This is a genomic window from Streptomyces sp. HD, assembly GCF_028369295.1.
In the GTDB taxonomy this organism is placed as follows: domain Bacteria; phylum Actinomycetota; class Actinomycetes; order Streptomycetales; family Streptomycetaceae; genus Streptomyces.
Genome location: NZ_JAQMYP010000006.1, coordinates 12,137 through 24,699, shown reverse-complemented (window position 1 = coordinate 24,699; position 12,563 = coordinate 12,137). Strand labels below are relative to the sequence as shown.

The following is a 12,563-nucleotide window of genomic DNA, read 5'->3' as shown; positions in this document are numbered from 1 at the left end:
GATGGCCGTGGGCCTCAGCGGCGCGCCGGCCTCAGAGGCCTGTGCCGACCTCAGGCGTCCGGGTCGGCTGAGACGTCCGTGCCGGCTCAGAGGCCCACGTCGGCTCAGAGGTCCGCGCCCTCGTCCGGCTCGCCCGCCACCACCAGCCGTCGCAGATGCTCCGCGATCTCCGAGCGGGCGTCGGTCGCCAGCCCGGCGTCCGTCACCAGCGTGTCGACCTGCTCCAGAGCCGCGAACGAACTCAGCCCCACCACACCCCACTTGGTGTGGTCGGCGACCACCACGACCCGGCGCGCCGACTGCACCAGGCGCCGGTTGGTCTCGGCCTCCGCGAGGTTCGGCGTGGACAGGCCGGCCTCGACCGATATCCCGTGCACACCCAGGAACAGCACGTCGAAGTGGAGCGTCGCGATCGCCTGGTCGGCCACCGGGCCCACCAGCGAGTCGGACGGGGTGCGCACCCCACCGGTCAGCACGACCGTGGCCGCGCCCTGCCGGGGGCCGGTCGTGCGCTGCGCGGCGTGGAAGACGTCGGCGACCCGCACCGAGTTCGTGACCACGGTGAGGTCCGGCACGTCGACCAGCTGATGGGCCAGCGCATACGTCGTCGTACCACCCGAGAGAGCGATCGCGGAGCCCGGCGCCACCAGGTCGGCGGCGGCCCGCGCGATGTCCTCCTTGGCCGTCAGCTCCAGACCCGACTTGGCCTCGAAGCCCGGTTCGTGCGTGCTCGCCTCGACCACCGGGACCGCGCCGCCGTGCACCTTCTCCAGCACACCCTGCCGGGCGAGCGCGTCGAGATCGCGGCGCACCGTCATGTCCGAAACGCCGAGCTTGCGGGTCAGCTCGTTGACGCGGACCCCGCCTCGGCGCCGTACCTCGTCCAGGATCAGGGCGCGCCGCTGCTCCGCGAGGAGGTTCTGATTCTCGCTCACGTACGCTCCGGTCCTTTCGCCTCTGCCGTCCGACATGTCCTGCGCAACCCCTCCGACAAGGACATTCTCGCCCCTCCCGGTGCACGGGACGTCCCATACTCGCATGGGTCGGTACCGGTCGCGCCACTGGCTGTCACGACCCGCTCATGTCACTTTCGCATCGTCCGTTCCCCTGTTCGTCACACGGATCGGGGAGATTCCGTGACGAGAGGTGTAAGGGGCCCCTTCCGGGGAGATCCTTGAGGCCGCACAGACAGAAGCCGACGGCTCGTCACGGGGGAAGTGCGAACAGTGGAACGTGCGCAGGAACGCGCCGCGACGCATGGCGCGGACGCGGGTGACGAAGGGCCCGACGGCCACGTCGCGGGGCCCGACGGTGGTGCCAGGATCGCCCTGGAACTCCTGGTCCACGGGGTCGGGGGCACCACACCGCAGGAGATGCTCGACGATCCGCGGACCGTGCGGATCACCGGCGACGACACGGCCGCCGTCTTCCGGCGGGCCGACGACGTCGACGCGGAGGCCAGGCCGGACGACTACCGGGGCCGGCCGGTGCCCGAGGCGTACGTCTGGTGCAACCTGACCTCGGGGAACAGCGCCCGCGCCCTGTGGCTGCTGTTGCTGCCGTTCATGGTGGTCAACCTCGCCCACTGGATGCGCCCCACCGCACGCGACCGTGAGCGGACGGTGCGTCTGTACGGCCTGCTCGTGCGGCTGGCGGGACTGACCCTGACGGTGCTGCTCGTCGCGGCCGCGTGCGAGGTCGCCCTGGACCTGGCGGCCTGGCAGTGCGCGGGCACGCGCGCGTGCGCCGAGCGGCACAGCTGGCTGGGCTTTCTGTCCCCCGTCGGCCCGGACGGGGGCTGGTGGAGCCGGCCCGGCCGCAGGCTCGCCCTCGCCGCCTTGGTGCCCGCGGCGCTGACCGGTCTGCTCTGGTACCTCTCGCGGCGCACCTGGAGTGCGTATGAGTCCCAGCAGCCGATGTCCCGCGAACCCGAGCCCGACGAGGAGTCCGGCCGCACCTCCCTGGGCCGCCCCGGCTTCTGGTACGGCCGTCGCCTGGTCGCCCGGCTGCGCGCCGCGCACACCGCCGCCGGCCTGCTGACGGTCGCCGCGGCGGTCGGCTCGGCCGCGGCCCGCTTCGACCGCCGGTCCGGCGGCCCCGCGCTGCTGAACACGCTGGGGTGGCTGCTGGACGCGGCGGTCGTCGCGGGGGCGGTCGTCGTGGTGTGGGTCGTCTGCCGCCGGGGCCGCAGCGAGAACCGCCTCGACCAGGAACTCGACGAGCACCTCGTACGACGGCTCCCGCTCGCCTCCCTCGCCCTGCTGGCCCTCGCCCTGCTCTACGCGGGCTGGGAGCGCCCGGGCTGGGAGTCGGAGGGCCGCCTCCCGGGCGATGCCACCTTCGGCGCCATCGCGTTCCTCCAGGGCCTGCTCGTCATCGTCCTCGCCGTGGTCGCCCACGTCCTGCACCGCACGGATCCCGACCCGCGTGCCGCGATGCGGGGCCTGGGCGGACCGGCCGTGGCGATGCTTGCCTGCGCGCTCGGCGGTGTGATGTCCGGCGGGGTGTCCCAGCGGGTGGCCGACTGGCTGGACGGCACGGGCACGTCCATCGACGGCCCGCCCGTCCTGCTGACCTGGCAGGCGTCCGTGATCCCCCCGCTGCTGGTGCTCCTGCTGCTGCTCTGCGGCTGGCTCACCTGGCGGGCCTGGCTGCTGCGCCGCACCGAGCTGGGCACGGTGGAACTCGACTACGCCGGGGAGACCCGGGACACGGCACGCACCGGCCGTATCGCGAGCACGCGCGCGATGGCCACGCTCACCGACCGAGCGCCCCTCGTCGTCGCCGTCACCTCCGCCGCGACCCTGCTCCTGGGCGCCGGAGCCCTGGTCGGCGCCCTGACGAGCGACGAGACCCCGAGCCGGGCCGCCGACGGGTCGTACGCCTTCGTGCACGGCGCCGCGCAGACCGCGCAGGCGCTGGGCTCCTGGCTGATCGGCGTCGGCTTCATACTCTTCGTCACCTGGGGCAGGCGCGCCTACAAGGACGCCTCCGCACGGCGCACCATCGGCATCCTGTGGGACGTCGGCACCTTCTGGCCCCGTGCCGCGCACCCCTTCGCGCCGCCCTGCTACGCCGAGCGGGCGGTGCCCGACCTGACCTGGCGGATGGCGACCTGGACCCGCGCCGAGGAGGGCCACCGCCTCGTGATCTCCGGGCACTCCCAGGGCAGTGTCCTCGCGGCAGCGGCGGCCTGGCAGCTGACGCCGACCGACCGCAAACGGGTGGCACTGCTGACCTACGGCTCCCCGCTGGAACGCCTCTACGGCCGCTGGTTCCCGGCCCACTTCGGACCCGCCGCGCTCACCTCGCTGCACGCAGAGGTCGACTGCTGGCGCAACCTGCACCGGTTCACCGACCCCATCGGCGGCCCGGTCCGCCTGCCGGGCGACTGCGGGCCCGTGGTGGACCGCGACGCCCTCAGGGACCCGCTGGCGTACGGCCGGACCCCCGAGCATCCGCTGCCCGCACCGATCCTGGGCCACGGCGAGTACCAGGCGGACCCGGCGTTCGCGGAGGAACGAGAGCGGCTGCTGGCCCGGCTGAGGCCGGAGGTGCCGGTACAGCGGGTGGAGGCCACGGCGGAGGGCTGAGCCGACCGGCGCGGGCGGAGCGCGACCGCGGACGGCACGCGTACAGCCGTGCCGTCCGCCGAGGTCAGATCAGCTCCGGCAGGTCCTCCGCGTACAGCAGCGTCAGATCGTCCGTGCTGGGCTCCTCCAGCTGGGCGACCCGGCCCGCGTGGCGCTCCACCATCGCCTCGAAGGTCTGGCGTGCCGTGCGGCCGTTGCCGAACGCGGGGCCCTTGGGGAGCGCCGTGAAGTACTTCAGCAGGGCCTCGGCGAGCCCCGGGCCGAGCCGGTACTCGTGCTCCTCGGCCTGCTGCTCCACGATCCGCAGCAGTTCGTCGGGGTTGTAGTCGCTGAAGGTGATGGTCCGTGAGAAGCGGGACGCCACACCGGGGTTGACCGAGAGGAAGCGCTCCATCTCGGCCGTGTAGCCCGCGACGATCACCACGACCGCGTCCCGGTGGTCCTCCATCAGCTTCACCAGCGTGTCGATGGCCTCCTTGCCGAAGTCCCGGCCCGAGTCCTCCGGCGACAGCGCGTACGCCTCGTCGATGAACAGCACACCGCCGCGCGCCTTGTCGAAGGCCTCCTGGGTGCGGATCGCCGTGGAGCCGATGTGCTCGCCGACCAGGTCGACGCGGGACACCTCCACCAGGTGACCCTTCTCCAGCACGCCGAGGGAGGCGAGGATCTCGCCGTAGAGACGGGCGACCGTCGTCTTGCCGGTGCCGGGGGAGCCGGTGAAGACCAGGTGGCGCTTGACCGACGCCGCCTTCAGGCCCGCCTGCTGTCGGCGCCGGCCCACCTCGATCATGTCGGTGAGGGCGCGTACCTCGCGCTTGACGCTCTCCAGGCCCACCAGCGCGTCCAGTTCACCGAGGACGTCCTTGGAGGTCCGCGTCGGCTGCCCGGCCTCGGCGGCGGCGATCAGCGGCTCCTGCTCGGTGGTGCGCTGACCGGGGATGGCGCCGAGGAGGCCGGGGGACTGGTGCGCCGTCTGCATGGCGGGCTCGGGCGCCGGGGACGGCTGCCTGAGGCCCGCGCTCTCGTCGCTGCTGCAGTCCTCCACGTCGGGCCCCGTACCGGAGGCCGCGTCCGAGCCGCCGTCCGCGAACTCGTAACCGCCGCGCGCGCACCGCTCCGTACGGCACTTCCGCAGCGTCGTACGGCAGCCGTCGATCACATGGAAGCCGTAGCCGGCGCTGCCGCGCACCCGGCAGTTCAGGAAGGTGCCGCGGCCGCCCGCCGAGACGTAGAACCCGGCCTCTGTCGGGGAGTCGACGGTGCAGCGCTCGATGGTGGGGTCGGCGCCCTTGGTGACGATCACACCGGTCTGCGTGCCGTCCAGGGTGCAGTTGTTGAGGGTGCCGCCGCTGCCGTGGTCCCGGAACCAGGCGCCCGTCGCCGCGTCCCGGATCCGGCAGTCGTCGAGCTGGGCGGTGGCGCCGTCGCTCACCGACACGGCCGTGTTGCGCACCTGGGACAGGTCGCTGTCGACGACGTCCGCACGCGAGCCGCGGTCGAGGACGAACAGCGCGTCCGGCACGTCGTGCACCCGGCACGAGTCCAGTACGACGGTGGCACCGTCGCTGACCCACACCGCCGGGTAGTCGCCCGTGCTGTCGAAGATCTCGCACTGGTTGGCGTCCACGCGCGTGCCCGGATCCCACACCGACAGCCCGTTGCGGCCGAACTGACGCACCGTGGTGCGGGTCAGCGTGAGCACGGAGCGGGAGCGCAGGTCGACCGCGTTCTCCGGGATGTCGTGGATACGGCAGTCGGCCAGCGTCAGCACGGCGTCCGTGTCGAGCGTGACACCGTCGGCGGTGGTGCGGTGCACATCGCAGTCGGTGAGGTGGGCGGTGGCCCGGCCGGTGATCTGCACGCCGGATCCCCGGACCTCGTAGACCTCGCAACCCACCGCTTCCAGCGCGGAGTTCTCCCCGGTCGCCGTCAGCCCCGAGCCCGATGCGTGATGCACCCGGCAGCGCTCCAGACGGGGGTGCGCGCCCCCGCGCACGGCGACGCCGGCCTGGCCGGCCGCGACGACCTCGCACTCCTCGAACACCCCGCCACCGCCGTCGAGTACGGCGATGCCGACACCCGCCGGGTTGTCGACGGTGCAGCGCCGCACGCTCGGCCGCGCACTGCCGCGCACCTCGATCCCGGCCGCGGACCGTGTGACGATCCGGACGTCCGACAGCTCCGGGGTGCCCTCCTCGATCAGCAGCGCGGGCGCCGCCGCGTCCTGGCCCTCCACATGCAGGTCCTGAACGACCGCCGAGGCGCGCACCGTCAGCGGCACTCCGTCCACGGGTGCGATGCGCACCGAGCCGGGGGAGCCCTCGGGACCGCGCAGGGTCACCGCCCGCTGGACGACGAGGTTCTCCCGGTAGGTGCCGGGGGCGACGGTGAGGACGTCACCGTCGGCCGCGGCCTCCAGGGCGGCGGCGAGCGATGCGTACTCACCCGTGCGGCGCCGCCACCGCGACGTGCCGGTGTGCGTCACCTGGACCGTGCCCTGTGCCATGGCGTTGATGTGCCCCCACCTCGTAGTACGCGGGTTTAGCTGCCGAAGAGTTCGGCCGGTCCACCGTAGCGTGCGCGAGGACGGTGGGTTGACCAGAGCCGGAAGGCCGTCAGCTGCCGGTGCCGGTCCGGCCCCAGTCCGGGCCCGCCTTGTCCCAGGCCTGGTCCCAACGCGCGTACCGGCGGCGGACCATGCGCCAGACGATCAGCCGTCTGCAGGCCTCGACGAGGCCGGCCGTCAGCAGGGCCGCGCCGAACCCGGCGAGCACGGCGTGCGTCGCCGCGGTGGCGGGGTCCAGTGGGCGGGCCACCGTACGGCCCTGCTGGTCCGTCCATATCGTGAAGTGGTCGCCGGGCCGCGGGGTGTCGAGGCTCGTCATGGCTGCCCCGTGGTGAGGGGTGCCGTCCGGTGCGGTCCAGTCGGCCACCACCCGGGTACGTCTGTCCCGGCCGGTCGCGGCCTCGGGGTCGGTGTCCAGAGGGGCGCCGGTCACCTTGCGGACCACGGTCGCCGTCACCAGGTGCCGGGACGCGCGCTGTTGGCGCACGGACTCCTGCAGGGTGCCCTGGGCGAGACCGCCGACCAGTGAGCCGACCGAGGGAGCGACGACCAGGATCAGCAGCAGCGCCCCGAGGGCGACCCAGGCCTCGGCCAGATCGGTGGCACGGCGCAGCGGATTGTGCCGCCAGCGCCAGAGTCCGCTGATCGCCCGCATCGTCCGGCCACCCCCTTCCCGCTCCGTGATAACCCCTGGCAGAGTCGTTCACCCGCGGGCCCGGCGAAGAGAGAGCGAAATCACCTGCGCCCGGGGCCTCTCATGAACTTCTCACAAAGGCCCCAACGCGCGGGCCCCCGGCCCCGGTTCCCGCTCGCCGTCGCTCGGCCGGATCTTTCTCGGCCGAGGGTCCGGATCCTGCTCAGCCGAGGATCGTGACCGGGTCACCGACCCGGACGGTGCCGCCGGACAGGGGCACCAGGTTCTGGCCGAACACCAGCGTGCCGTCGATGCGCCGGTGCCTGCCGAGGGTGTGCAGGGGTTCCCGGCCCCGCTCGGCGGTTGCCTGGTCGGTCGTGGTCACCACGCACCGCCCGCACTTCTTCGGGACCCGGAAGGCGACGTCGCCGATGGCTATGCGCGACCAGTCGTCCTCGGCCCAGGCCGTGGTGCCCGAGACGACCACGTTGGGCCGGAAACGGTTCATGGGCAGCGGGCCCTCACCGGCGTGGTCGCCCTGATCGATCAGGGAGTTGAGGGCGTCGAGGGAGGCTGCCGTGGTGACCAGCAGCGGGTAGCCGTCGGCGAAGGAGACGGTCTCGCCCGGCAGCGCGTACTCCGGGTCGACGGGACGGCGGGTGCCGGGGTCGTCCATGTGGGCGAGGCGCACGTCAGCGCCGAGGAACGTACTGAACCACGTGTGCGCGGCGTCGTCCTCGGCGAGGACCGCTTCGACCTTGTCGCGGAAGATCTCCATCGGCACCGTGCCGACCGGCCGGGGTACCGGCACCGTCAGCGGATCCATGCCGGGTGCGGACAGCCGAACGCCGCCACCGGGCAGCAGCTCGGCGGCGGCGAGCGCGAGGCGCGGTCGCTGGCGCTGTGTCACGACCTTTCCCCTGTCGTCGATCACCACCCAGCGCCGGTCTCCGGCCAGCCCCCAGGGCTCCACGACGGCCTCCCGGGGCGAGACGCCCCGGCACGCCTTGACCGGATGAAGGTGAATCGACTGCAGCTTCGCTTGCCCCATGGAGCCATCGTGCCAGGTGGCACCGACAGCCCGGGGGAACGGGTCAGTAGCCGCGGTACTGCTGGTTGTTGTACGGGTCCTGGTAGGGAGCGGCGGCGGGGCGGGGAGCCGCGGGGCGCATGGCCTCGTAGCCCATGCCGCCGGGCGCCACCGGGCGAGGCTGCTGCGCCTGCGGACCCGGATAGCCTCGCGGTGGGGCCGCCTGCTGCGGGATGTACGCCGCGGGGGCCTGCTGTAGCGGAGCGGGCTGCGGCGTCTGCGGATAACCGTAGGAGGGCTGGGAGGGGCCCGCCGGGAGGGCGGGCAGTGCTGCGGGCAGCGCCGGAAGGTTGCTGCCCGGCATGTCGTACGCGGCGGGCACCCGGATCGGGGCGATCTGCGGGGTGCCCCGCTCGGCCACGAGCGAGTCGTAGATCGGGGTGTCCGGGAACGAGGCGGAGTAGTAGCCGCCGCCGTAGGTGGAGCGGGGGGAGGTCATGGCGCATACGTTAAGCCCACGATGTGCTGGTTGGGGAGACCGATAAGAGGGTTGTTTTATGTGCCCGCAGTGACGGCGGATCCCCAATGCGAGCGAACTTGGCAAAAAGGGACGCCAATCCGCGTTCGGATCGTGTAAATGCCGAGTTCCGAGCGGGTTACCGTCGGTTGGCCTCCGGTGATCCCGGGCTCCACGTGGGAGTTCGTCGGCGCGGGGAATAGGTTGGTCTTGTAGAAGAACCCGATGAGCGGCCGGGGCGTGCCTGGCGCGGTGACCCGTGATGGGGGCGGACATGTCAATGTCGAAAGGATCGAATACTCCGGTGCCGACGACGGCGCTGCGAGTCGAATTGGGCTGGCGCTCCGGACCGGGCGTGCCCGACGCGGACGCCTCGGCGCTGTTGCTGGTCGGTGGAAAGGTCCGCTCCGACGGGGACTTCGTCTTCTACAACCAGTCCGAGCACTCCTCCGGCGCCGTCCGGCACGAGGGCAAGCGGGAGGCCGGCGGCCGGGTGACCGACAGCCTGCTCGTCGACCTCGCGCGCGTGGAGCCCGCGATCGAGACCGTCATCCTCGCCGCCTCCGCGGACGGCGGCGCGTTCGGTCAGGTGCCTGACCTCGGCATCGAGGTCAAGGACGCCGCCCAGGGCACCGTAGTGGCCCGCTTCGACAGCATGGGCGCCACCGTCGAAACCGCTTTCGTCCTCGGCGAGTTCTACCGCCGCCAGGGCGCCTGGAAGTTCCGAGCCGTCGGCCAGGGCTACAGCAGCGGCCTTGAGGGCCTGGCCACCGACTACGGCATCACGGTGGACGAACCCCAAAAGGCGGCCCCCGCTCCGGCCCCCATGGCCCCGCAGGCCCCGCCCCCGATGACCACGCCGCCGCCCGCCATGCCGCCGGTCCCCCCGTCCGCACCCCAGGCGGCGCCCGTCAGCCTGAGCAAGGTCACGCTCACCAAGGCGGCCCCCTCCGTCTCGCTCACCGAGCAGGGCGGCACCTCGGGCGCCATGCGCGTGAACCTCAACTGGCAGGTGCGCAAGCAGTTCTCCGGCTGGGCGAGCAAACTGGGCCGCCCGGTGGCCATGCACAACGACCTCGACCTCGACCTGTGCGCCCTGTACGAGCTCACCGACGGCAGCAAGGGAGTGATCCAGTCCCTGGGCAACGCCTACGGCGCTCTGCACCAGCCGCCGTACATCCACCTCGACGGGGACGACCGCACCGGTGCCGTGTCCAGCGGCGAGAACCTCACCATCAACCTCGACCAGCAGCGGGCCTTCCGGCGCATTCTGGTCTTCGTGACCATCTACCAGGGGGCGCGTTCCTTCGCCGACCTGCACGCCACCGTCACCCTCACCCCACAGCACGGCGCCCCGGTCGACTTCTCGCTCGACGAGTGCACGGTCCCCTCGACGGTGTGCGCCCTCGCCCTGATCACCAACACCGGCAGCGACCTGATCGTCCAGCGCGAGGCCCGCTACCTGGTGCCCGAACGCGGCGTGAGCCCGCAGCGCACGGTCGACTACGCCTACGGATGGGGCATGAACTGGACACCCGGTCGCAAGTAGTCAGCCCTCGTCGGGCACGGCGTCGGGGCGTGTGTACGTGCGCCCCTTCCAGGCCGCGCCGCGTCCCCGGTAGTGCTGCACCGCGGAATCGACCGTCATGAGGAGATAGAGGAACGCGGTGAACGGCAGCAGCGGAGCGAGCCACGGCGGCTGGCGGTAATAGCGGAGCATCGGCAGGTACGTCCCCGCCATCACGAGCCACGCGACACCGCCGAGGGCCGCCGTCGCCGTATCACCGCCGATCGCCCCCACGACGACGGCCGCGGGCGGCGCCAGATACACCAGCGCCAGCCCGGCAACCGTCCCGGCCAGCACCAGCGGGTTGTGCCGCAACTGCGCGTACGCGCTGCGCGAGACCATCCGCCACAGGTCGCGCAGCCGCGGATACGGGCGCACGCTGTCCACCCGCTCGGCCAGCCCCAGCCAGATGTGCCCGCCGCTGCCCTTGACGGCCCTCGCGAGCGCCACGTCGTCGATGACGGCGTGCCGGATCGCGTCCGGAATACGCGCCCGTTCGGCGGCCTCGGTGCGCAGCAGGACACAGCCGCCCGCCGCGGCCGCCGTCCGAGCCCCCTTCCTGCCGATACGGCGGAACGGATACAGCTGCGCGAAGAAGTAGACGAAGGCGGGCACGACCAGCCGTTCCCACAGGCTCTCGACCCGCAGCCGGGCCATCAGTGAGACGACGTCGAAGCCCCCGGTGCGTGCGGCCGCGACCAGCTCCCGCAGGCTGTCCGGCGCGTGCGCGATGTCGGCGTCCGTCAGCAGCAGGTACTCGGGGTCACGCGCGCGTGCCAGGCCGATGCCGTGCCGAACCGCCCACAGCTTGCCGGTCCAGCCCGCCGGAGGTTCGCCGGGGGAGCCCACGGTCAGCGGCAGTCCGCCGTGCCGCCGCGCCAGTTCGCGTGCCAGGTCCCCGGTGCCGTCCGAACTGCCGTCGTCGATCAGGAAGACCTCCGCGCGCCCCGGATACTCCTGGGCGAGCAGCGACGGCAGGCTCGCGGGAAGCACCGAGGCCTCGTCGCGGGCCGGCACGACGACGCAGACCGACGGCCACGCGTCCGGTTCCGTACGATGCGGAAGTCTGACATCCGTACGCCAGAAGAGGCCCTGGCCGAGCAGCAGCCACAGCCAGGCGGCGAGTGATCCGGCGGCGGTCCACGCGATGGCGCTCACCCGCGCAGTCTGCCCCACGGGACCGGCCCGCAAGGGCCCATCGACTATCGTGGCCGGGTGAAGATCGCGCTGATGGACTCCGGAATCGGCTTGCTCGCGGCCACCGCCGCGGTACGACGGCTGCGACCCGACGCAGATCTCGTGCTCTCCCTGGACCCCGACGGCATGCCCTGGGGTCCGAGGACTCCCGAAGACCTCACGCAGCGCGCCGTGGCCGTCGCCGAGGCCGCCGCCGCGCACAGCCCCGACGCCCTGATCGTCGGCTGCAACACCGCGACCGTGCACGCCCTGCCCGCCCTGCGCGCCCGCCTCGAACCCGGCATCCCGGTCATCGGCACGGTCCCGGCGATCAAGCCCGCCTCGGCCGGCGGCGGACCTTTCGCGATCTGGGCCACACCCGCCACCACGGGCAGCTCCTACCAGCGGGGCCTCATAAAGGACTTCGCCGACGGTGTGACCGTCGCAGAGGTGCCGTGCTTCGGCCTGGCCGAGGCGGTCGAGCACGCGGACGAGCCGGCGATCGAGGCCGCTGTCGCCGCGGCCGCTGCCCTCACCCCCAGGGACGTGACGACCGTCGTCCTGGGGTGCACGCACTACGAACTGGTCGCCGAGCGCATCCGCACCGCCGTCCAGCGCCCCGGCTTCCCGCCCCTCGCCCTGCACGGCTCCGCCGGAGCGGTCGCCGCCCAGGCACTGCGCCGAATCGGCGAGCAGCCCGCCCCCGACGCCGCGGCCAGCGGCACTCTGACGGTCCTGCTGAGCGGCCGCGAGGGCTCCCTCCCCGAGCCCGCGCTCGCCTACGCGGAAGGCCGCCTCCTGCAGGCGATCAGCCCCGCGCGATAGACCGACGGGCACGAACCGGATGTTTTCGGTCCGCCCTGGTCCGGACGGCGCAGTCACCCTGCGCGACGCGGTCCCGGCGCAGCGAAACCTGAGTAATCTCATAGCCATGAGGGACCACCCCCACGGCAGGAAGCCGCACCCCGATGTCTGGACCGGGCGGGCGACCAACCGGGTCCAGTGGCTGCTGGCGCTGTCCGGCGCCGCCTGCATGGCGCTGGGGATCGAGCTGGCCGTCGAGTCACCGTGGACGGAGGAGGGCGTCGCGCCGCTCGCCATGGCCGTCGTCGGCTGCATCGCCGCCGGGCTGCTGGTCCTCTTCGGCACTCTGGCCTTCGTGCACGTCGCCCTGAAGGTCGACCAGGAATGCCTTGAGGTGCGCTGCGGCCACATCGGTGTGCCGCGCCGCCGCATCCCGCTGTCCGAGGTAGTGGGCGCCGACTTCATCCCGCACGTCACCCCGCGCCACTGGGGCGGCTGGGGCTACCGGTGGCGGCCCGAGAAGGGCACCGCGGTCGTCGTACGGCGTGGTGAGGGCCTGGTGCTGAGGCTGTGGGACGGCCATACGTTCACGATCACCGTGGACGACGCGGAGGCGGCCGTACGGGTCATCAGGGACCGTCTGCGGACCCGCACGCCCGGCCCGGCGCACTGAGAG

Annotated in this window: 10 protein-coding genes; 4 read left to right on the top strand and 6 right to left on the bottom strand. The window is 72.7% G+C overall.

The features are described 5' to 3' along the window. Positions 1-104: 104 nt before the first annotated feature. Entirely contained in the window at positions 105-935 is an 831-nt protein-coding gene (locus tag POF73_RS07835) for a DeoR/GlpR family DNA-binding transcription regulator (RefSeq protein ID WP_272113787.1), read from the bottom strand. Positions 936-1,226: 291 nt separating this feature from the next. Between POF73_RS07835 and POF73_RS07830 the strand changes: the two genes are divergently transcribed. Continuing rightward, complete coding sequence (locus POF73_RS07830; protein ID WP_443049459.1) at positions 1,227-3,593, top strand: hypothetical protein; 2,367 nt, start codon at positions 1,227-1,229, stop codon at positions 3,591-3,593. 64 nt (positions 3,594-3,657) lie between these two features. On the opposite strand, the gene POF73_RS07825 is transcribed toward POF73_RS07830, so the two are convergent. The 4 genes from POF73_RS07825 to POF73_RS07810 all read right to left on the bottom strand — a co-directional run bounded on the left by POF73_RS07825 (position 3,658) and on the right by POF73_RS07810 (position 8,322). Beyond that, positions 3,658-6,099, bottom strand: a complete 2,442-nt coding sequence (locus POF73_RS07825) for a right-handed parallel beta-helix repeat-containing protein (protein WP_272113786.1) — start codon at positions 6,097-6,099, stop codon at positions 3,658-3,660. Between the two features lie 109 nt (positions 6,100-6,208). Continuing rightward, on the bottom strand, positions 6,209-6,814 hold the full coding sequence (locus tag POF73_RS07820) for an Rv1733c family protein (RefSeq protein ID WP_272113785.1): 606 nt from the start codon (positions 6,812-6,814) through the stop codon (positions 6,209-6,211). A gap of 202 nt (positions 6,815-7,016) precedes the next feature. Continuing rightward, entirely contained in the window at positions 7,017-7,844 is an 828-nt protein-coding gene (locus tag POF73_RS07815) for an MOSC domain-containing protein (RefSeq protein WP_272113784.1), read from the bottom strand. A gap of 43 nt (positions 7,845-7,887) precedes the next feature. Then, a complete protein-coding gene (locus tag POF73_RS07810) occupies positions 7,888-8,322 on the bottom strand; it encodes a DUF6643 family protein (protein ID WP_272113783.1) in 435 nt (144 codons plus the stop codon). A gap of 298 nt (positions 8,323-8,620) precedes the next feature. On the opposite strand from POF73_RS07810, the gene POF73_RS07805 reads away from it, so the two are divergent. After that, positions 8,621-9,889: a TerD family protein gene (locus tag POF73_RS07805; protein ID WP_272113995.1), complete on the top strand. Its 1,269-nt coding sequence runs from the start codon at positions 8,621-8,623 to the stop codon at positions 9,887-9,889. Here POF73_RS07805 and POF73_RS07800 read toward each other — a convergent pair whose 3' ends face one another. Next, positions 9,890-11,083 (bottom strand): glycosyltransferase, encoded by a 1,194-nt coding sequence (locus POF73_RS07800; protein WP_272113782.1) that lies wholly within the window; start codon positions 11,081-11,083, stop codon positions 9,890-9,892. A gap of 39 nt (positions 11,084-11,122) precedes the next feature. Between POF73_RS07800 and POF73_RS07795 the strand changes: the two genes are divergently transcribed. Beyond that, on the top strand, positions 11,123-11,908 hold the full coding sequence (locus POF73_RS07795; RefSeq protein ID WP_272113781.1) for a glutamate racemase: 786 nt from the start codon (positions 11,123-11,125) through the stop codon (positions 11,906-11,908). 106 nt (positions 11,909-12,014) lie between these two features. Next, positions 12,015-12,560 (top strand): hypothetical protein, encoded by a 546-nt coding sequence (locus tag POF73_RS07790; protein WP_272113780.1) that lies wholly within the window; start codon positions 12,015-12,017, stop codon positions 12,558-12,560. Positions 12,561-12,563: the final 3 nt, after the last annotated feature.

What these genes read in the sequence shown, in the direction of transcription:
- POF73_RS07805 (WP_272113995.1), top strand. Translation starts at nt 8,621, where the DNA reads ATGTCGAAAGGATCGAATACTCCGGTGCCGACGACGGCGCTGCGAGTC.
- POF73_RS07820 (WP_272113785.1), bottom strand. Translation starts at nt 6,814, where the DNA reads ATGCGGGCGATCAGCGGACTCTGGCGCTGGCGGCACAATCCGCTGCGC.
- POF73_RS07815 (WP_272113784.1), bottom strand. Translation starts at nt 7,844, where the DNA reads ATGGGGCAAGCGAAGCTGCAGTCGATTCACCTTCATCCGGTCAAGGCG.
- POF73_RS07810 (WP_272113783.1), bottom strand. Translation starts at nt 8,322, where the DNA reads ATGACCTCCCCCCGCTCCACCTACGGCGGCGGCTACTACTCCGCCTCG.
- POF73_RS07790 (WP_272113780.1), top strand. Translation starts at nt 12,015, where the DNA reads ATGAGGGACCACCCCCACGGCAGGAAGCCGCACCCCGATGTCTGGACC.
- POF73_RS07825 (WP_272113786.1), bottom strand. Translation starts at nt 6,099, where the DNA reads ATGGCACAGGGCACGGTCCAGGTGACGCACACCGGCACGTCGCGGTGG.